Raw genomic sequence first — 18,906 nt, forward strand, 5'->3', positions numbered from 1 at the left:
GCCCGCCTCGAGCCGAAGTTACTAGACAAAGCAGAGAATTTTATCAATGATAACCGCTTAAACCCCGATATATAGCAGCTAGTTTAATAATCCGTGGGGCGTAGCGTCCCTCGATGACTTCCACCGACCCATCGGCCGATGGGTCCGGCACGCACGCCAACGACCGTGCCGATCTCGGTCACAGCCACGGCCACGGCGATCGGTCCGAGCACGACGCCGGCAACGTCGTGCGGTTCTCGGTCCCCGACATGGACTGTCCCTCGTGTGCCGGCAAGGTCGAGACCGCCGTCGGCGGCGTCAACGGCGTCTCGACGGTCGATCCCCGGCCGACGACCGGGACCGTCTCCGTCGGATACGACCCGTCGGCCGTTTCCGAGGGCGCACTCGTCGGCGCCATCGAGCGCGCGGGCTACGAGGTCACGGGCGCCACCGACGGGAACAGCGGCGGTGGTGTCGACGGCCAGGACGACATCTGGACGAGCCCGCGGGCGATCAAGACGTGGCTCGGCGGCGGGGTCGTCTCGCTCGGGCTCCTCCTCGAGTTCGTCCTCGGGGGCTGGAACGTCCGGGCGGCGACCGTCGTCGGGAGCGAGCTGTTCGTCGCGGACGTCCTGTTCGTCGTCGCCGTCGCCGTCGGCGGTCAGGAGATCCTCCGGAACGGCTACTACTCGGCGCGAAACCGCTCTCTCGACATCGACTTCCTGATGTCGACGGCGATCCTCGGCGCGCTGACGGCGAGTCTCGCCTTCGGCGAGGCCCTCTACTTCGAGGCCGCCACCCTCGCCGTCCTCTTCAGCGTCGCCGAACTCCTCGAGCGCTACTCGATGGATCGCGCCCGCAACTCGCTCCGAGAGCTGATGGAACTCTCGCCCGAGGACGCCACCGTCAAGCGAGAGGACGGCGAGGAGACGGTTTCGGTCGAGGAGGTCGCTGTCGGCGACGTCGTCGTCGTCCGGCCCGGCGAGAAGGTCCCGACCGATGGGACGGTCGTCGACGGCGAGAGCGCGGTGAACCAGGCCCCGATCACCGGCGAGAGCGTGCCCGTCGACAAAACGACCGGGGACGAAGTGTACGCCGGCACGATCAACGAGGAGGGCTACCTCGAGGTGGAGGTCACCTCGGCGGCGGGCGACGACACCCTCTCGCGGATCGTCGGGATGGTCGAGGACGCCCGGGCCGACAGGACCGAACGCGAGCAGTTCGTCGACCGTTTCGCGGCCTACTACACCCCGGTCGTCGTCGCCTTCGCCGTCCTCGTCACGATCGCTAGCCCCTCGGTTCTCGGGACGACGTGGCCCACGGCCGTCGTCTACGGCCTGACGCTGCTCGTGCTCGCCTGTCCCTGTGCGTTCGTCATCTCGACGCCCGTCTCGGTCGTCTCGGGGATCACGAGCGCCGCGAGAAACGGGGTCCTCGTCAAGGGCGGCACCCATCTCGAGGCGATGGGCGCGGTCGACGTCGTCGCCTTCGACAAGACGGGCACACTCACGGGGGGCGAACTCGCCGTTACCGACGTCGTCGCGTTGAACGGGAACAGCGAGGACGACGTCCTCCGGTGTGCCCGCGGGCTCGAGACGCGCAGCGAACACCCCATCGGGGAGGCGATCGTCGCGGAGGCCAGCGCCGCGGGCGTCGCCGGCCGCGAGATCGACGGCTTCGAGGCCATCACCGGCAAGGGCGTCCGGGCGGAGCTCGACGGGACCCCCCACTTCGCGGGCAAGCCCGCGTTCTTCGAGGAACTCGGCTTCGACCTCTCGCACGTCCACGCGACGACCGATGGCGGGGCCGTCACCTCTACCGCACGGGACCTCTGTGAGCGAAACGACTGTCTCGACCTGCTCGAGGAGACGGTGCCCGCCCTCCAGTCGGAGGGCAAGACCGTCGTCCTCGTCGGGACCGACGACGCACTCGAGGGGGTCATCGCCGTCGCCGACGAGGTCAGACCCGAGGCGAAGCGGGCCGTCGAGCGCCTGAAGGATCTCGGCGTCGAGCGGACGGTGATGCTCACGGGCGACAACGAGCGGACCGCACGCGCAATCGCCGACCGCGTCGGGGTCGACGAGTTCCGGGCGGAACTGCTCCCCGAGGAGAAAGTCGACGCCATCGACGGCCTCGTCGCTACCTCCGACGGCGTCGCGATGGTCGGCGACGGGATCAACGACGCGCCCGCCCTCGCCACGGCGACCGTCGGCGTGGCGATGGGCGCGGCCGGAACCGACACCGCACTGGAGACGGCCGACATCGCCCTGATGGGCGACGACCTCGCGAAGCTCCCGTACCTGTACGAACTCGCGGCCGACGCAAACGGGGTCATCCGCCAGAACGTCTGGGCGAGCCTCGCCGTCAAGGCCGGCCTCTCGCTCGCCGTCCCCTTCGGCTACGTCCCCATCTGGCTGGCAGTCCTCGCGGGCGACGCCGGGATGACCGTCGGCGTCACCGGCAACGCGATGCGCCTCTCGCGGATCGCGCCGGAACTTCCCGACGCCGACCCGCGCGACTGACCGGCGCCACGTTCAGGCCAGCGGCGTCCGCTCGACGACCTGCCCGTCGTCGGTCGGATACTGCGTCGCGAAGTTTTTCCGTTCGGGTGCGCCGGGAGTGGGTAGCGTAACATTTGCACCTTTCAGATCTGCACGCTGCGTCTCCTCACCCCGTCGAGACCGGCCTCGACGATGACGTGTTCAAACGTCGCGCAGACCACTCGAGGCGCACCCGAACGGAAAAACTTCGATGAAAAAGCCGCTCGCTCACGCCGTTCGCTTCGAACCGTGCTTCGCTCGCGGGAACTACGCCAGCGGCGTCCGCTCGACGACCTGGCCGTCGTAGGTCGGATACTGCTCGACGATCTCGCCCTCGGCGAGGTCGCCCTCCGCTACCATCTCCTCTAGGAGCCACCAGGCGACCTCGACGTGGTCGGACTTGATGGTGTAGAACTCCTCGGGAACCCCCAGGTACTCGAGCCGGTCGGGATCGATCCAGGTCTTTCCGTAGACGAGGGTGCCGTCGTCGGTGACGTCGTCGAACTCCCGGCGGACGTTGCGGGCCATCCGCTTCAGGCGGCGGCGGTGCTGGGCGGCGTCCTTGAACACCGAGGTGCAGAAGTAGACCTTCTCGTGGTCGCCCATGACCTCGAGGATCCCCTCGCGGGAGCCCTCGACGGCGCTCATGTGGCCCTCCTGAAGTTCGAAGCCCGCCTCCTGCATCCTCCGATAGTTTCCGTCGCTCATCTCGAACTCGTTGACGTTACAGAAGTCGGCGGCGCCCTCGTCCAGAAAGTCGAGGAACTCCTCCTCGGGGCGGATGCCGGGGATCTCGAAGGCCGGCGTCAGCCCCTCCTCGCGGGCGATGTACAGAATTTCCTCCCACTCGGTGCCGTGCATCTCCCCCCAGAGCTCGAGGGGCGGGTGAAAGCGGATCTCGTCCAACCCTGCTTCGGAGAGCCGGCGCATGTTCTCGCGGCCGCCCGTGATTCCGGTGTAGAGGTGGGTGTGGTGGTCCTCCCCGAACTCGTCTTTGAGGAGAGAGAGATAGTGACAGGTCCGATCGAGGGCCTCCTGGGGCTCCCCGCCCGTAATGGAGGTTCCCAGCGCGTCCATCCGGTGGGCCTCCGTGAGCACGTCCTCGTCGTCCTCGACGAGGCGCTCGTTGGCGTAGACGTCGGTGACGTTCTTTCGGTTCTCGCCGAGGGGACAGTAAAAGCAGTCGCGCTGGTCGCAGTAGCCGTAGACGAACATGACCATCTTCCCACCTTTGGCGCACTGCTCACAGCCCTCCGAGATCATTCACGGGTTATACCGTCCCCGTCCACAAAAGCCGACCGATCCCGGTCGATCCCCGAAGCGCCCGCCGGCGCGGATCGAGGGGTCGGCGTCGTGCCTCCGCACGAACCGATACCGCCTAAAAACATAAGTTGATACGCATTATACGCTGACGTATGGCGTTGTTCCCGCTCTCCCAATCGGAGCTCTGGACCCTTCGAGTGCTGTTTTTCGGCCCCGTTCTCCTCGGTACCGGCGGGATGGCCCTCTCGGGGACTCCGATCGGGGCGTCGCTCCTTTCGGGGGGTACGGTCGGCGGGTTCGTGGTTCTCCCGTTGCTCGTGGGTTACCTGCTCGTCCTCTCGGCCGTCGAGAGCCGATCGGCGTCGTAACCCGAGCACTCGCTCAGGCCGCGCCCGACCGGAACTGACACCCGCCCGACGCGCCCGAAGGTCCTTATCCGTCCGTCGTCTACCCCCGACCGATGCTGCTGATCCTCTGTGTCGACCTCGACGACGACCTCGGCCGCAAGACCGGCTTCTCGACGCCGGTCATCGGCCGCGAGGCAGTCGAGGAGGCCGCGGTCGCGCTCGCGACCGAGGACCCCGAGGACAGCGACGTCAACGTCCTCTTCCAGGGGGTCCACGTCTACGACGACCTCGCGAGCGAGGGCGAGAGCGTCGAGGTCGCCGCCGTCACCGGCAACGAGGAGGGCGACGTCGCCGCCAACCGCGAGGTCGGCGACGAGGTAGACACCGTCCTCGCGAGCCTCCAAACCGGGGAGGACGTCACCGCGCTCGTCATCACCGACGGCGCCCAGGACGAGTCCGTCCTGCCGGTGATCCGTTCTCGGGTGCCCATCGACGGCGTCCGCCGCGTCGTCGTCCGCCAGGCCCAGAACCTGGAGTCGATCTACTACACGATGAAGCAGGTCCTCGCGGACCCCGAGACCCGGGGGACGATCCTGATCCCGATGGGCATCCTCCTCTTGATCTACCCGCTCGCGCTCGTCGGCGCCGTCTTCAGCCTCCCGGGGCTCGTGATCGGATCGACGGCCGCCCTCCTGGGACTGTACCTCATCTCGCGGGGCCTCGCGCTCGGCGACCGGATCGACGAGGCCGCCGAGGGCGCCCGCCGGTCGCTGTACGCCGGTCGGATGACCCTGATCGCCTACGTCGTCGCCGTCGCCCTGCTGATTCTGGGGGGCGTAAACGGGATGAACGCGGTCTCGGACGTGGGGGCGTCGGCAGGCGCCGCCGACGCCCCGGTGGCGCTCGCGGCGTTCGTCTACGGCGCCGTCCAGTGGGTCGCCGCCGCCGGCGTCACGACCAGCCTGGGCCAGATCACCGACGAGTACATCGCCGACCGCCTCGAGTGGCGCTACCTCAACGCGCCCTTCTACGTGATCGCGATCGCGGTCGTCCTCCACGCGGTGAGCGCGTACTTCCTCGATCTGGCCTCGACGTCGTACCTGGCGACGGCGCTCACGGCGGGCACCGTACTCGGAATCGTGAGCACGCTCGCCTTCGCCGTCGCCGAGTCCCGGCTCTCGGAGGGCGGGCGGCGCGTCGAGGGCGCCTGAACGGTCGCAGAGACCCGATCACGGACTCCGGCGTCCACAGTACTTATGGATCGCTGTCGACTCTTCCGGGGGTATGGAGGGGTTCGGCGACGCCATCGACGGCTACGTCGACGTTGAGGACGGAATGGCGCGATACGTCCTGGCCCGGGCGGAAGAGCAGTTCGCGGACGCGCGGGCCGAAAAGCGCTCGATCGATAGCCGCGAGGAGTTCGAACGGCGCCGCGAGGACGTCCGAGCGGCCTTTCGCTCAAGCATCGGCGGGCTCCCCGACCGGATGGCGGACCCGTCGATCGAGACGACGGGCCGGCTCGACCGGACAGGGTACGCGATCGAATCGGTCGTCTTCGAGAGTCGGCCGGACTTTCACGTGACTGCAAACTGTTACGTTCCCGACGGCCGGGGGCCACATCCCGCAGTTCTCTTTCTCTGTGGCCACGTCGACGACCCGAAGGCGGATCCGTACAACCAGCGGGCCTGCATCGAACTGGCGCGCAACGGGTTCGTCGTTCTCATCGTCGACCCGATCGCTCAGGGCGAGCGCCTCCAGTATCGCGATCCAGAGACCGGCGAGGCTATTGTCGCGGGCGGCGGCGGGGTGTTCGCCCACTGCTATGCGGGCCAGAAGTGTTTCTACGCCGGGGCAAACCTCGCCCGGTACATGATCCATGATGCCCGGTGCGGGCTCGACTACCTCGAGGCGCGAGCCGACGTCGACGGCGACCGGATCGGCGCCACCGGTTCCTCCGGCGGCGGGATCCAGACGCTGTACCTCGCCGCCCTCGACGACCGGGTCGCCGCTGCTGCGCCGTGTTGTTCGGTCACCACGCGCAGGGAGTGGCTGAAGACGGGCAAGCGGATCGACGCCGAACAGTCGATCCCCGCCGCGATCCCCCGAGGAATCGACTACGACGACCTGCTCACGAGGATGGCACCACGGCCGGTCTGCGTTGGCGCCGCCGCCTCGGACGAGTATTTTCCGATCGAGGGCAGCCGGGAGGCGGTCGATCGCACCCGCCGGATCTACGACCTGTACGGCGCCGGGGAACGGGTGAACTTCGTCGTCGCCGACCGTCCCCACTGCTCGGTGTACGAACTCGGCGACGGCGTCCTCGAGTGGCTCTGTGAACGTCTGGGCGACGACGAGTACACCTCCCACGAGGACGTCCCTATCGCCGCCCGGACCGAACTGCGGTGTACGCCTGCGGGAAGCGTCCGCGAGGCCTACCCCGACGAGCGGACGATCGACGACCTGATCCGGGAGTACGTCGCGGAAACGACGCCGGGTGGAACGGGATCGGACGACGGCGTCGAATCGGATCCCTCGGGGATGCGAGACGCCGTGATCGAGACGTTCGACCTCGACCGCGAGGGCTGTGAACTCTCGCCGCGGGTCGTCGAGCGAACCACCGTCAAGGGGCTGGACGTCGAACGGCTCTGGTTCAAGACCGAGCGTGATCCGGACGCCGTCGTGGCGGGTGTCCTCGTCTCCGATCCGCGATCGGCGGCCGACGGTCCCGCAGTGGTCCTCTACGAGGGTGGGACGGAGGAACTCCCCGCCCGGAGCGACGATGTCGCGGCTCTCGCGGCGGAGTACGGGGCGGTTCTGGTCTTCGATCCTCGTGGGGTCGGCGCGGTTCGGAACCGAGAGATTCCGATCCCGACCTGGGTCGAGGACTACTACGGGATCTACGGCACCGAGTTCAAACTCGCCTACGACGCCTTGCTGCTCGGGACCTCCCTGCTCGGGATGCGGGTCTACGACGTCATCCGGGCCGCAGAGTTCCTCTGCCAAGAAACCGGCGGCGACCGCGTCTCCTTCGTCGGCGAGGGGACCGGCGCGACCCACGCGCTGTACGCTGCGGCCGCTGCCCGGGACGTAGACCGGGTCGCCCTTCGAGACATGGCCCCGAGCTTCGCTGAGATGGCGACTGATCGAAACCCCCCGTTCCGACCGGAGCTCACCGCGTTTGACGTCGTCAGGACGTGCGACCGAGAGCGGACACTCGCCGCGCTCGCCCGTCGAAACGTAGCCGTCGAGAGCGGCGAGCCATCGGCGTAGGAATCGGGAGAACGCCTAGAACTCGTGTTCGACCTGGTCCTTGTCGGCTTTCTGGATGATGATCTTGTCCTCCCGGACGCGAACGAAGACCTCGTCGCCGATGTCCATCCCCGCGACGGCAAGTTCGTCCTCGTGGAGGTTGAGGTGGACGTTGTGGTAGTCGCCGTCCTCGTCTTTCGCCCCGCTCGGGCTCAACTTCTTTTTCCGTACCATCGCGGTGTTCTATCCCGACCCTCGCCGTAGGATACACTTAAGTGTTTTCTACCCACTGGCGACTGACTCGATCACGTACCGGTCCGATCACCGACGGGTGTCGCGGTTCGACCGGCGCGTCTCCGGCAAGGACCGGCGGCACGATATACTTAAAGATACCGGCGCCGGCGGCCGGTTTCCGGGGATATCTTTATGTCATATCGTGTGCTGAATTGGCACGGAGGCAAAACCATGGTACGAGAAGACGGCAAGCGAAACTTCGCGCTGCGCGAGTCCGACGACGAATCGAGCGTGTTCTCCGGGAACACGCCCCGACAGGCCGCCCTCAAGGCGGCCCGGCGGCTCGAGCCCGGCTCGAGCGAGGACGCCGCCGACCGGACCGAACTGCGGCTCCGGGAGAAAGGCACCGACAAGGTCCACATCTACGACGGCTGGGCCTGGGAGGAGACGGCTCCCGACGACAAACCCGACTGGATGCCCGAGGACATCACCGAGGCCAACGTCTCGAAGAAGGGAATCGAACACCTAGAGGAGTAGCCCGTCCCGTCGTCGGTCGGGTGCGGTGCCCGGCTCGCGAGCCCTCGGCTCGCGACAGTGCCGTCTTCTATCATAGGGTCGGAGACGACGATTTATCGTTCGGTCGTGGTACCGTGTCGCGACGGACGGCGCACTGACTGGTCTCCGACCCTATCAGTCCGAAAAGAGACTCGTGTGGACGGGCGCGAACTCGTCGTCGGGGTCGCGGACGTCCGTGATCGCCCGGCCGGCCAGTCCCTCGGCGAGCAACGCCGAAAGCGGCGGGCCGACCTTCTCGGGTTCGACGAGGAAGGCGTCGTGACCGTGGTCGGAGTCGACCACGTGGTGGGCGACCGAGACGCCGGCCTCGCGACAGGCGTCGGCCAGGGCGTCCGATTGGGCGACCGTAAAGTGCCAGTCGCCGGTAAAGGACAGACAGAGCAGTTCGCCGTCGAACGCCGCCAGCGCGTCGGCATCCGACTCGTAGCCCGCCGAGAGGTCGAAGTCGTCCATCGCCCGCGTCAGGTAGAGGTAGCTGTTGGCGTCGAACCGATCCGTGAAGCTCTCGGCCTGATAGTCGAGATAGGACTCGACCTCACGGTAGGGAAAGAAGGCCGCCGCGGGGTCGGGGGGGTCCTCGCGCGTGGCGTCCCTGCCCGCCGACCGGCGGCCGAACTTCCGGTCCATCGAGGCCTTCGAGAGGTACATCAGGTGGCCGATCTGGCGGGCCCGCGCCAGTCCCGCCTCGGGTTCCGGGCCCCCATAATAGTGGCCGCCGTTCCAGTCGGGGTCGCTCGTGATCGCCCGCCGGGCGATGGCGTCGAGACCGAGACACTGGGCGTCGAGTCGGGCGGCCCCCGCCACCGAGGCCGCTCGCTCGACGTCGTCGGGATACCGCCGGAGCCAGTCTAAGACGTTCATCGCGCCGACGCTCCCGCCGACGACGGCGTGGAGCCGGCCGACGCCGAGCTCGTCGAGCAGCTTTCGCTGGGCGCGGGTCCAGTCGCCGACGGTGACGGGCGGGAAGTCGGTGCCGTACGGTTCGCCCGTCTCGGGGTTCTCGCTTGCGGGCCCCGTCGTGCCGTAACAGGAGCCGGGAACGTTCGCACAGACGACGTAGTACTCGGTTGTGTCGATGGCCTTCCCGGGGCCGACGACGTCGCCCCACCAGGCGCGGGCCTGGCCCGCGGTTTCGTCGCCCGCGTCGGGACGGCGCGCGACGTGGGCACTCCCCGTGAGGGCGTGACAGGCAAGCACCGCGTTCTCGCCGTCGAACTCGCCGTAGCTCTCGTAGGCGACCTCGAGTTCGGGGATCGACTCCCCACACTCGAAGGTGAACGCGCCGAGGGAGACGGCGTCCCGCGTCGTCACGGTTCCCCCCGCTCCCCGGACCGCCCCGCACGTCGCTGGTCCCGCACACTCATACGTGATGTGCATAGAACTCGGTGACAATATAACCCGTAGTTACGGTAAGTTCTGCTCCGACCGTCACTCCGTCGCCGCCGAGATCGCCCGCTCCAAGTCGGCCAGAATATCCGCCGGGTCCTCGATCCCGACCGAGAGTCTGACGAGGTCGGGTGTGACCCCCGCTTCCTCTTGTTCCTCGGGGGTGAGCTGGCCGTGGGTCGTGCTCGCGGGGTGGATCACGAGCGTTTTCGCGTCGCCGATGTTCGCGAGGAACTGGGCGACCTCGACCTCCTCGCAGAACCGCTTGCCGGCATCGTACCCGCCGTCGAGACCGAACGCGATCATCCCGCCGTAGTCGGTGAGGTACTCCGTGGCATTGTCGTGGGTCGGGTGACCCTCGAGTCCGGGATAGGTCACCCATGCCACCTCGTCGTGGTCGGCGAGGTAGTCGGCGACGACTGCGGCGTTCTCGCAGTGCTGGCGCATTCTGAGCGGGAGGGTTTCCAGCCCCTGGAGGGTCTGCCAGGCGTCGAACGGCGACTGCTGGTTGCCGAGACTGCGGAGCGACCGGAAACGGACCGCGGCGGCGAAGGGTGCCTCCGCGAAGTCCCGCGAGAAGTCGACGTCGTGGTAGGCGGGGTTCTGGCCCGCGATCTCCCCGTAGCCGTGATCGCCCCAGGGAAAGGAGCCGCCGTCGACGAGGATGCCGCCGACCGTCGTGCCGGAACCGTGGATCCACTTCGTCGTCGATTCCCAGACGACGTCCGCACCGTGCTCTAGGGGGCGACAGAGCGCGGGCGTCGCGAACGTGTTGTCCACGACGAGGGGAACCCCGTGGCTGTGGGCGATCTCGGCGACCCGTTCGAAGTCCGGCGTCACGAGCGAGGGGTTTCCCACCGTTTCGACGTGGACGAACGCCGTATCCGCATCGATCGCCGCCTCGTAGGCGTCGTACTCGAGGGTCGGGACGAACCGCGTCTCGATCTCCCGGCGGGCGGCGGTCTTCGCGAAGTAGGCGGTCGTTCCGCCGTAGGTGTCCGTCGAGCAGACGACGTTGTCGCCGCCGGCGGCGAGGATCAGCGTCGCCGAGTCGAGGGCGGCCATCCCCGAGGCGGTCGCGACCGCCCCCGGAGCACCCTCGAGGGAGGCCAGTCGGTCCTCCAGGACCTCGACGGTCGGGTTCGAGATCCGCGAGTAGATGTGGCCCTCGCCCTCGAGGGCGTAGAGTTCCGCGGCGCTCGCGGCGTCCTCGAAGCGGTAGGAGGTCGTCTGGTGGATCGGCGGCGCCACCGCGCCGGTCGCCGGATCCGGCCGTTGGCCGGCGTGGACGCTTCGAGTACCGAACCGATCGGAATCGCCGTCGTCCTCCGGGTCGTCGCTCATGTTTTGGACGCATACTCCCGGACACTCATATGACTGCCAGTAACGGCAACGTTGACCGGCCGCGGGTCGATCCTTCACGCCGCCCGGTGTGTCCTCGGATCGACGCGGACCACGGCCGCGCCGAAGATGAACGGACGCCTTCATGTCGCTCCGAGCCCAACCGACGGACGTGTACTCGAGGGAACGAAACGACCGCGACCGTGCCCTGCTGGCGGCGGTCGTCTTCGCCGTCCTCTTCTCCCAGCTCCTGTTGTATCCCGGCGTCTCGACGCTCGTCGAGGCCCTCGGCGCGGATCCCGGCGCCTCGGCCTTGATGGGGACGGCCCTCGAGGCGAGCATGTGGTTCGTCGTCGCGGAGTTCGTCGGCTACGTCGCGTTCGTCGGCGTCTGGGGCGTCGCGAGCGACGCCGCCGGCCGCCGGACCCCCTTCATCGTCGCCGGGGCGCTCGCGGGCGCGGCCGGCTACGCCGCGCTCGCAGCCGTCCCCGCGGTCGGATCTCTCCCCTTCGAGGCCGTCCTCCTCCTGCGAATCTGCCAGGGTGCGATGACCATCGGCCCGTTCTCGCTGACGATGACGATGCTGATGGACCTAGAGGGCGGTCACGGCCGGAACATGGGTGCGGCGGGGATCGCCATCGGACTGGGCGCCGCCCTCGGCGCGCCGATGGGCGGCGCGCTCACGGAGGTCGACCCGATCGCCCCGCTCGCGGTCGCCGCCGCCCTGCTCGTCTGCGTGGGCGGGCTCGTCACCCGCGTCCCCGACCGATCACCCGGTTCCCGGCGCACCCCGCATGCGGTCGTCGCGGGGGTCCGGCGAACCCCTCAGCTCCTCCTTCCCTACGCCTTCGGTCTGATCGACCGACTCACCGCGGGCTTTTTCGCGCTCGTCGGCACCCTCTACTTCCAGGCCATGTTCGACGTCGGCCCCGCGACGACGGGGCTCTTGCTCGCCTGTTTTTTCGCCCCCTTCGCCCTGCTCCAGTACCCGATGGGAGCCCTCTCCGATCGGATCGGACGGGTGCCCCCGATCGTCGTCGGCTCGGTCTGCTACGGCGTCGGCATCCTCGCGGTCGGCGCCGCGCCCACGGTCGGGCTCGCAGCCGCGGCGATGGTCGTCGTCGGCGTCCTCGGCGCGATGGTCTCTCCCGCGACGATGGCGCTGGTCACCGATCTCGCGGCCAACGACGAACGGGGGATCGCGATGGCCGGCTTCAACGTCGCCGGCAGCCTCGGCTTCCTCGCGGGCTTCCTGATCGGGGGGACCGTCGCCGAGGCCTACGGCTACGGGCTGGCTTTCCTCGTCGTCGGCGGCTTAGAGGTTGCCATTGCGGTCATCGCCGCCCCGGTCCTGCTCCGACTCTCGATCGAGGACGGGAGCCGCTTTCTCTCGCGGGCCGACGACTCTTGAAAGGGTCTCTGGCTCCCACTCGACGGACGAGTCGTCGCCGCTCGCGTGTCGCTTCGCTCCCGCTCGCAGTTTTGAGGACGCTCCAACCGGTCGCGTCCTCGCCTACGGCGACAAACGCTGCCGGTCCGGCGGGACTCGTTTCACTCGCCTCGCTGGCTCTCAGAGACCTCGTCCTACGGACTCAGTCTCTGCCGGTCTCGCGGGAAGAGAACGGCCTCCCGGATGTTGTCGAGGTCGAGCATCGTCATCAGCAGGCGCTCGCCACCGAGGCCCCAGCCGGCGTGGGGGGGCATCCCGTACTTGAACATCTTCGTGTAGTACTCGAACTGGGCGGGGTCGAGGCCCTGCTGTTCGAACCCCTCCACTAAGTTCTCGTAGCGGTGTTCGCGCTGTCCACCGGAAACGAGCTCCATCCGGGGGTGCATCAGGTCGAACCCCGTCGAGAGGTCGTCGTCCTGGTCCATGATGTAGAAGGGCTTAATCTCGCTGGGCCAGTCGGTGACGAAGTAGTGGCCGCCGACGTCGCTCCCCAGCGCCTTCTCGGCCTCCGTCGAGAGGTCGTCGCCCCACACCAGCTGGTCGTCGAGTTCGCCCGTCGCGTTGACCCGCTCGATCGCCTCCTCGTAGGAGAGGCGGGGGAACTCGCCGTCGGGAACCGAAAACTCGCTGTCGCCCTCCTCGCCGAGCCCGAGCGTCTCGAGTTCGTCGGCCGACTCCTCGCTCACGGCCTCGTAGGCGGCCTTCACGACGCCCTCGACGACGTCCATCGCGTCGTGGTGGTCACAGAAGGCACCCTCGAAGTCGATCGAGGTCGCCTCGTTGAGATGGCGGGGCGTGTTGTGCTCCTCGGCCCGGAAGATCGGGCCGATCTCGAACACTCGCTCCAGGTTCGAGCCCGCGGTCAGCTGTTTGAACAGCTGGGGGCTCTGGTTCATGAAGGCCTCGCGGCCGAAGTAGGTGATCGGGAACAGCTCGGTCCCACCTTCGGTCCCGGTGGCGACGATCTTCGGCGTGTTGATCTCCGTACAGCCGACCTCGTGGAACTCCTCGCGCACGGCTCGAAGCATCGTCGAGCGGATCTCGAAGATCGCCTGGACCTCCGCCTTCCGGAGGTCGAGCGTGCGGTTGTCCAGCCGGGTCGGGAGTTCGGCGTCCACCTTCCCCGAGGGGTCGAGGGGGAGTTCGGGGTCTGCGGGCGCGATGACCTCGACCGAGTCGGGGGTGATCTCGACGCCCGTCGGCGCGCGCGGTTCCTCCTCGACGGCTCCCGAGACGCTGATGACGCTCTCGCGGGCGGCCTCGAGGCCGGTCTCGACGAGCTCGTCGTCCATCTCGTCTTTCTCGAACTTGATCTGGATCCGCCCGGTGGCGTCCCGGAGGATCAGGAAGGCGATCCCGCCCAGGTCGCGGACCTCGTGGACCCAGCCGGCGACGGTGACCTCGTCGCCCGGCTCGGTCTCTGCAGTATGGGTTCTGTCCTGCATACCCCACGGTTCTCGCAGCCGGAACTTAAGGGCAGCCGTTCTCCGTCAGGGCCTCTCACCCGCGGAGCGCGACGGCGACGAGGACGACCGCGCCGACGCCGATCCCGACGGCGACCGCCGCGAAGCGGGGGCCGCCCAGCGTCGCCTCGACGACGGCGTACCGGTGGAGCGCGATCGCCGCCCCGGCCACCGCGCCCGCGCCCAGCAGCGTCGCCCCGCCGTGGACGAGCTCCGCCCGGAGCGTCGCGGCGCCCGCACCGAGTTCGGTCCGGAGTTCGCTCCCGTACTCCCCGGCGTCCCAGACGACGAACGCCGCTGTGGCGGTCAGCACCGCCGCCTCGAGCCGGGAGACGACGATAAGGGCGGCCGCGAGCGCGAAGACCGAACCCGCGGCGAGGGCGGCGCCGATCGCCCGCGGGGGGAGCACCCGGGCCGCCCGGAGCCCGCTCGCGAGCGCGAGGGTCGCGACGAGCGTGACCAATGCGACCCCGAGGGCGAAGGAGACGAGCGCGAACGGCGCCATCGCGAGCAGGACATCCACGATCCAGGCGGGGAACAGATCGCTTCCGGCCTCGCGGAGCCGGGCGACGGTCCCCGGGTCCGCGAGCGCCCAGGCCAGCGCCAGCGTCACGGCCGCGCCGCCGGCGACGGGGGCGAGTGCCCCCGCCAGCGAGACCGCCGGCCCCCGTCGAAACGCCGACCGAAGCCGGGCGATCGCGAGGGCGGCCAGCCCCAGGACGATCGTCGCGAGCAGGAGCGCCCGGAGCGCGGGTGCCCTGACGAGGGCGACGATCGCGGCGGCGACCCCCGGCGGGAGGTAGGCCTGGAGCCGAGTCGGGGAGGCGAACCCGCCGGCGAGGGCGGAGGGAACCAGCAGGGTCGCGAGCGCGGCCAGCGCCGCGAGCCAGGCGCCGGCGCGCAGGAGCGTCCGGAGGGAGCCCCCGGTCGCCGAGAGGGCGCCACGGCGGTCGGGCGGGAGAACGCGTTCGGGAGGGAACGCGGCGAGCGCCCGGCCGACGACGACCGCAGTGACGACGGCGAGGGCGAGGAAGGTAAGCGTCGCCCACGACCCCGTCGGCGCGACGAGGACGCCGTAGAGCGCCGAGAGCATCGCACGGGCGGCCACCCAGCCCTGCTCGCGGACCGCCGGGTCCGGGAGGATCCGGAGGGCGACGATGCCTGCAACTCCGACGCCCACCAGCACGGAACCGACCGCCGCCCGGCGGACGCCGCCGTTCCCCGCCGCCGGCCAGGCGACGGTCGCCGCCCCGAACCCCGCGTAGACCAGCGCCCAGAGCGCGACCGCCGCGAACAGTCCGGATCCCGCGAGCCCGACGCCGAACGCGAGCGCGACCGTCGCCGGGATCCCGACGAGGGTCGCCGCGGGAACCGCGAGCACCCCGCCCACGGCCCTGACGACCGGCCGCCGGCTCGCGAGGGGCACCGCCGCGACGACGCAGGCGACCCCCGAGAGGGCCGCGACGACGCCCAGCCGGGGGCCGACGAGCGCGCTCCCGGCGGCGACCGCGACCGCGAGCGCGAGGATCGCGGCGGCGCGCTCGCTCGCCGTCGTCGTTTCGAGCACTCGGTCGAGCGCCCGTCGCCCGGCGGCCGCGCCCGCCCGTGCCCCGCTCTCGACGCGCTCCGTGACCTCCGCTGACCGGCCGCCGTCGTCGCCTCCCGCCGGGTGCTCGGAGCTCATCGCCCACCCCCGCGGAGCGCCCGCGCCAGATCGACCGCGAGGGGATCCGCGAGATCCCAGTCCACGACGGTCGCCCCGCGGGCGCGACAGGCCGCCATCCGGTTTTCGCGCTCGAGCCCGGCGACTCTCGCGCCCAGCCCCTTTCGGCTTGCGGAGCCGATTCCGGCCACCGCGGTCGTCATGTCGGGCGCGACGACGGTGACGACCCGCCCGTGCGAGCGGAGCCGGCGGACGACCTCGACGCTCCCCGCGTCGGAAAGCGGGGTACAGAGGACGACCTGGGCGTCGGCCGGGAGCCGGGCGGCGAGATCGGAGACGAGGGCGGCCACCGATGGGTCGTCGTCCCCGTCGCCATCGTCCCGGCCGTCCGTGTCGCTGCCGCCGGCACTGGCTCCCTCCCCGGCGCCGTCGGCGACGGCAGCCGGCCGATCCAGGTCCGCCATGGCCTCGTCCGTCCGTTCCCGGAGCCCGCCGCCGGTCCCCGGCTCGACCGCGAGGTCGCCCGCGAGGGCGGCGAACCCGGTCCGGTTGCCCTCCTCGAGGGAGGCGACGATCCCCCGAGAGGCGGCGTAGAGGCAGAGATCGAAGGAGTCGGGGCCGCCCCGTGGCCCCCGCCGGTGGACGCCCGGCCGGTCGTCCACGACGAAGACGGTCGTCACCCCCCGCTCCTCGCGGTACTCGACGGTCGCGAGCTCGCCGGTGCGGGCCAAGCGATGCCAGTCGATCCGGTTGATCGGGTCGCCCGGGCGGTACTCCCTGGTCGTGTAGAACTCGACGCCGCTGCCCCCGCCGTCGGTCGGCGTCCGGCCGACGAAGCGGACGGTTCGCTCGCGGAACGGAAACGAGTCCAGCAGCGTCTCGCAGGTGACGGCGTCGTCGCCCGCGGTCTCGACGGTTTCGGTCGTCCGAACGCTCGCGACGGCGTTTCGCGTCCGGACCGTCGCCTCGCCGAAGGCGTGACGACCCCGCGGGGGCGCGATCTCGTAGCTGTGGACGGCCTCCTCGTCGGGGCGGATCGCCGTCGCGAGCGCGGGGGTCCCGGAGACGACCGCCGCGCCAGCGGGCGGCTCGTCGGCGATCCTGACGTCGGGGTGGGTCCGCTCGCCCGCGTTCCGGATCTCGAGGGTGACCTCCACGGGCTTGCCCGGCCTGGGCCGGTCGGTCGAGAGCGTCCGTTCGAGTTCTATCTCTCCGGCGGGTTCGCCACCCAGCGAGGACAGGAGGACGACCCCGAGCGAAACCGTCGCGAGCGCGAAGAAGCCGGGACGCCCGAAGGCGACGGCGAGCCCGCAGGCGACCAGCGCGGCGACGAGGCCGATCCGGTGTCTGCCGACGCGCTCGACTACCACGCCGATACCCCCTCACCGTCGGCGTCCTCCCGGTCGGGCCGGGAACTGGGCTCGGGTTCGGGGACCCCGAACGCCGCCGGCTCGGTCTGGACCGCCTCGATCGCCTCCACCGTCGCCCGGAGGCTCCGCCGGTAGGGGTCCTCGGCGGTGAACAGGTCGTAGAGCCAGACCGAAAGCGGGAGCGAGGGCTCCCCGAGGAAGGCCGCGGCCCGCGGCTCGTCGGTCCACTCGCCCCGTTCGACGGCCTCCCGGGCGCCCGCCTCGCCGATGCCCTCCCGGCGGGCGTAGGCGTCGGCCGCGACCGGCCGGAGGCGCTCGACGACCGTCTCCCGGGCGGCCGACCGCGCCGCGCCCCCCCTCGCCTCGTAGTCGGTCGCCCGCCGGACCGCGACCTCGAGGCCGCCCCCGACGACCGGACGCTCTCCTTCCCGGTCGCCCGGGTGTTCGCCGTCGGCCTCGTCCGCCGGGACGGCCGACCGGCCGAGGGGCGCCGCGCTCTCCGCGCGATACCGGCCGACGGCGACGAGCAGGGGAACGAGGACGGTGAGCGTCCCGATCAGGGCGAGCAGCGCCCGTCCGGGATCGACCCGCTTTCCCACGGCGACCAGCGCCGGGAACTCGTCGGTCACCGTGTCCGGGCGGGTCGCGACGAAGATCCCGGCCGCGAGCAAGAGGAGGCCCGCGACCGTCACCGCCCCGAGACGTATCGTGGTCCGGGTCACTCCTCGCCTCGCTCCTCGAGTTCCTCGCTCGCCTCGCTCACCCGCTCAACGCGCTCCTCGGCGTCCCCGCCGCCGTACTCGACGTCCCGGAAGGCGTCGGTGATCGTCGCGACCGGCTCGCGGGGGGCCCCCGACTCGACCGCCCGCCGGGCGACGTCGCCCGGCGTCGCGATCCGCGTCCGGGACAGCGACGAGGCCGCGACGACGGCCGCGAAAGCCTCCCGGATCCGCCCGCGGGCGGCCGAGGGCGCGTCGTCGCCGGCAGGCGTGTCCCCGGCTGGGGCTCCGGGGGACTCGCCTCCGGAGTCGCCCGGCCCGCCAAGCCGGGTCCGGATCGCGGCGAGCGCCCCGGCGACCGCCCCTGCGAGGGCGGCGGGAAGCTCCCTAAGCGGGAAGTCGCCGACGGTCGCCACCAGTGCCTCGAGCCGCCGCGAGGCCGCGACCACCGCGCCCAGCAGGGCGGAGACGACCAGCCCGGGGAGCGACCGGGCGTCGGCTCCCCCCTGGAGGGCGGCCCCGACGGCGAGCGCGAGGAGCGCGGCGAACGCCGCGGCGACGGTCGTCCCTCCACCGGGGATCGCCTCGAAGAGGCCCGATTCGGACCCCGAACTGCCCGCGCCCGCCCCGCTGGCGGCGTCGCCGGCCTCGCTCTCTGACTCGTCCCCGACGTCGGGGTCCTCGCCTGGCTCGGTCGCCCCCTCGTCGAGTTCGCCGTCGATCCCCTCGAGATCCTCCGCGTCGGGGGCGGTCCCCGAGCTCCCCTCGCCCTCCGGTGCGGATTCGGACGCGAGATCGCCGAGCTCGCCGCCCAGCGAGCCCAATCCGGGCGGGACGCCGAGGTCGCCCTCGCGTTCCCCGGCTCGCCGCTGGCCCTGGCCGTAGCCCTCAAGGTCCTCGACGCCCTCGACGTCCTCCTCGCGGATGGCGTCGGCGGGAAGCTCCTCGCCGGCGCCGCCGACGGTCGCGAACACCGCGGCGACGCCCAGCAGCGCCGTGCCGGCCTCGCTGTCGCCGATCCCCTCGCGGATCGCCTCGACGCTCTCCTCGTCGGGGTCGGCGCCCGCGGGCGCGGCGCCGGGGTCGTCGGCCACGGCACTGGCGGCGGCGCCGCCGGCCGCGCCCGCGGTTTCGGGATCGGTCCGTTCGATCGCCTCCTCGCCGGCTCCGCCGGCGTCGGGGCTGTCCTCTAAGCTGCCGCCGGCCGGCGCCTCGCCCGTCAGCATCGGCAGGGCCGTCGCCGCGAGGGCGAGTCCGCCGATGGCGACCAGGAGGGCGACGGCCGGGAGCAGCCGGCTCCCGGCACGGGAGTCTCTCGGCATTGCC

Annotated in this window: 15 protein-coding genes; 6 read left to right on the plus strand and 9 right to left on the minus strand. The window is 70.5% G+C overall.

Going from position 1 to position 18,906, the window contains the following annotated elements:
* Positions 1-113 precede the first annotated feature (113 nt).
* Positions 114-2,501, plus strand: a complete 2,388-nt coding sequence (locus LCF40_RS06895) for a heavy metal translocating P-type ATPase (RefSeq protein WP_224827877.1) — start codon at positions 114-116, stop codon at positions 2,499-2,501.
* Between the two features lie 285 nt (positions 2,502-2,786).
* On the opposite strand, the gene LCF40_RS06900 is transcribed toward LCF40_RS06895, so the two are convergent.
* Positions 2,787-3,782, minus strand: coding sequence for a radical SAM protein (locus LCF40_RS06900; protein WP_224827878.1), 996 nt, complete (start codon positions 3,780-3,782; stop codon positions 2,787-2,789).
* Between the two features lie 152 nt (positions 3,783-3,934).
* Here LCF40_RS06900 and LCF40_RS06905 point away from each other — a divergent pair, with 152 nt between their 5' ends.
* The 3 genes from LCF40_RS06905 to LCF40_RS06915 all read left to right on the plus strand — a co-directional run bounded on the left by LCF40_RS06905 (position 3,935) and on the right by LCF40_RS06915 (position 7,399).
* Positions 3,935-4,150: a hypothetical protein gene (locus tag LCF40_RS06905; protein WP_224827879.1), complete on the plus strand. Its 216-nt coding sequence runs from the start codon at positions 3,935-3,937 to the stop codon at positions 4,148-4,150.
* Between the two features lie 92 nt (positions 4,151-4,242).
* Positions 4,243-5,340 carry a DUF373 family protein gene (locus LCF40_RS06910; RefSeq protein ID WP_114576934.1) on the plus strand — a complete coding sequence of 366 codons (1,098 nt, stop codon included), beginning with the start codon at positions 4,243-4,245 and terminating at the stop codon, positions 5,338-5,340.
* 73 nt (positions 5,341-5,413) lie between these two features.
* Entirely contained in the window at positions 5,414-7,399 is a 1,986-nt protein-coding gene (locus LCF40_RS06915) for an alpha/beta hydrolase family protein (RefSeq protein ID WP_224827880.1), read from the plus strand.
* A 15-nt stretch (positions 7,400-7,414) separates the two neighbouring features.
* On the opposite strand, the gene LCF40_RS06920 is transcribed toward LCF40_RS06915, so the two are convergent.
* Positions 7,415-7,612: a hypothetical protein gene (locus LCF40_RS06920; protein WP_114576936.1), complete on the minus strand. Its 198-nt coding sequence runs from the start codon at positions 7,610-7,612 to the stop codon at positions 7,415-7,417.
* Between the two features lie 231 nt (positions 7,613-7,843).
* Between LCF40_RS06920 and LCF40_RS06925 the strand changes: the two genes are divergently transcribed.
* Entirely contained in the window at positions 7,844-8,149 is a 306-nt protein-coding gene (locus tag LCF40_RS06925) for a non-histone chromosomal MC1 family protein (protein ID WP_114576937.1), read from the plus strand.
* Between the two features lie 153 nt (positions 8,150-8,302).
* Here LCF40_RS06925 and metX read toward each other — a convergent pair whose 3' ends face one another.
* Positions 8,303-9,499 (minus strand): homoserine O-acetyltransferase MetX, encoded by a 1,197-nt coding sequence (gene metX, locus LCF40_RS06930; protein ID WP_114577061.1) that lies wholly within the window; start codon positions 9,497-9,499, stop codon positions 8,303-8,305.
* Positions 9,500-9,616: 117 nt separating this feature from the next.
* Positions 9,617-10,918: an O-acetylhomoserine aminocarboxypropyltransferase/cysteine synthase family protein gene (locus LCF40_RS06935; protein WP_224827881.1), complete on the minus strand. Its 1,302-nt coding sequence runs from the start codon at positions 10,916-10,918 to the stop codon at positions 9,617-9,619.
* Between the two features lie 142 nt (positions 10,919-11,060).
* On the opposite strand from LCF40_RS06935, the gene LCF40_RS06940 reads away from it, so the two are divergent.
* A complete protein-coding gene (locus LCF40_RS06940) occupies positions 11,061-12,326 on the plus strand; it encodes an MFS transporter (RefSeq protein ID WP_318247890.1) in 1,266 nt (421 codons plus the stop codon).
* Positions 12,327-12,499: 173 nt separating this feature from the next.
* On the opposite strand, the gene aspS is transcribed toward LCF40_RS06940, so the two are convergent.
* The 5 genes from aspS to LCF40_RS06965 are packed head-to-tail and all read right to left on the minus strand — an operon-like array spanning position 12,500 to position 18,902.
* On the minus strand, positions 12,500-13,810 hold the full coding sequence (gene aspS, locus LCF40_RS06945) for an aspartate--tRNA(Asn) ligase (RefSeq protein WP_224827883.1): 1,311 nt from the start codon (positions 13,808-13,810) through the stop codon (positions 12,500-12,502).
* Between the two features lie 55 nt (positions 13,811-13,865).
* Complete coding sequence (locus tag LCF40_RS06950; protein ID WP_224827884.1) at positions 13,866-15,512, minus strand: hypothetical protein; 1,647 nt, start codon at positions 15,510-15,512, stop codon at positions 13,866-13,868.
* A complete protein-coding gene (locus LCF40_RS06955; protein ID WP_114576942.1) occupies positions 15,509-16,861 on the minus strand; it encodes a DUF58 domain-containing protein in 1,353 nt (450 codons plus the stop codon). The genes LCF40_RS06950 and LCF40_RS06955 overlap by 4 nt, the downstream gene beginning before the upstream one ends.
* The gene (locus tag LCF40_RS06960) at positions 16,855-17,583 is read right to left on the minus strand and encodes a DUF7269 family protein (RefSeq protein ID WP_157972361.1); all 729 of its coding nucleotides are present in this window, start codon (positions 17,581-17,583) and stop codon (positions 16,855-16,857) included. The genes LCF40_RS06955 and LCF40_RS06960 overlap by 7 nt, the downstream gene beginning before the upstream one ends.
* Entirely contained in the window at positions 17,580-18,902 is a 1,323-nt protein-coding gene (locus tag LCF40_RS06965; RefSeq protein WP_224827885.1) for a DUF4129 domain-containing protein, read from the minus strand. Before LCF40_RS06965 ends, LCF40_RS06960 begins: the two co-directional genes overlap by 4 nt.
* Positions 18,903-18,906: the final 4 nt, after the last annotated feature.

Origin of the sequence: Saliphagus infecundisoli (assembly GCF_020177375.1) — an archaeon.
GTDB lineage: Archaea > Halobacteriota > Halobacteria > Halobacteriales > Natrialbaceae > Saliphagus > Saliphagus infecundisoli.

Excerpts from the sequence above, each read along its gene's own strand:
- aspS (WP_224827883.1), bottom strand. The coding sequence starts at position 13,810 with ATGCAGGACAGAACCCATACTGCAGAGACCGAGCCGGGCGACGAGGTC.
- LCF40_RS06935 (WP_224827881.1), bottom strand. The coding sequence starts at position 10,918 with ATGAGCGACGACCCGGAGGACGACGGCGATTCCGATCGGTTCGGTACT.
- LCF40_RS06940 (WP_318247890.1), top strand. The coding sequence starts at position 11,061 with ATGTCGCTCCGAGCCCAACCGACGGACGTGTACTCGAGGGAACGAAAC.
- LCF40_RS06920 (WP_114576936.1), bottom strand. The coding sequence starts at position 7,612 with ATGGTACGGAAAAAGAAGTTGAGCCCGAGCGGGGCGAAAGACGAGGAC.
- LCF40_RS06900 (WP_224827878.1), bottom strand. The coding sequence starts at position 3,782 with ATGATCTCGGAGGGCTGTGAGCAGTGCGCCAAAGGTGGGAAGATGGTC.
- LCF40_RS06925 (WP_114576937.1), top strand. The coding sequence starts at position 7,844 with ATGGTACGAGAAGACGGCAAGCGAAACTTCGCGCTGCGCGAGTCCGAC.
- LCF40_RS06895 (WP_224827877.1), top strand. The coding sequence starts at position 114 with ATGACTTCCACCGACCCATCGGCCGATGGGTCCGGCACGCACGCCAAC.
- LCF40_RS06915 (WP_224827880.1), top strand. The coding sequence starts at position 5,414 with ATGGAGGGGTTCGGCGACGCCATCGACGGCTACGTCGACGTTGAGGAC.
- LCF40_RS06905 (WP_224827879.1), top strand. The coding sequence starts at position 3,935 with ATGGCGTTGTTCCCGCTCTCCCAATCGGAGCTCTGGACCCTTCGAGTG.
- LCF40_RS06910 (WP_114576934.1), top strand. The coding sequence starts at position 4,243 with ATGCTGCTGATCCTCTGTGTCGACCTCGACGACGACCTCGGCCGCAAG.
- LCF40_RS06950 (WP_224827884.1), bottom strand. The coding sequence starts at position 15,512 with ATGAGCTCCGAGCACCCGGCGGGAGGCGACGACGGCGGCCGGTCAGCG.
- LCF40_RS06965 (WP_224827885.1), bottom strand. The coding sequence starts at position 18,902 with ATGCCGAGAGACTCCCGTGCCGGGAGCCGGCTGCTCCCGGCCGTCGCC.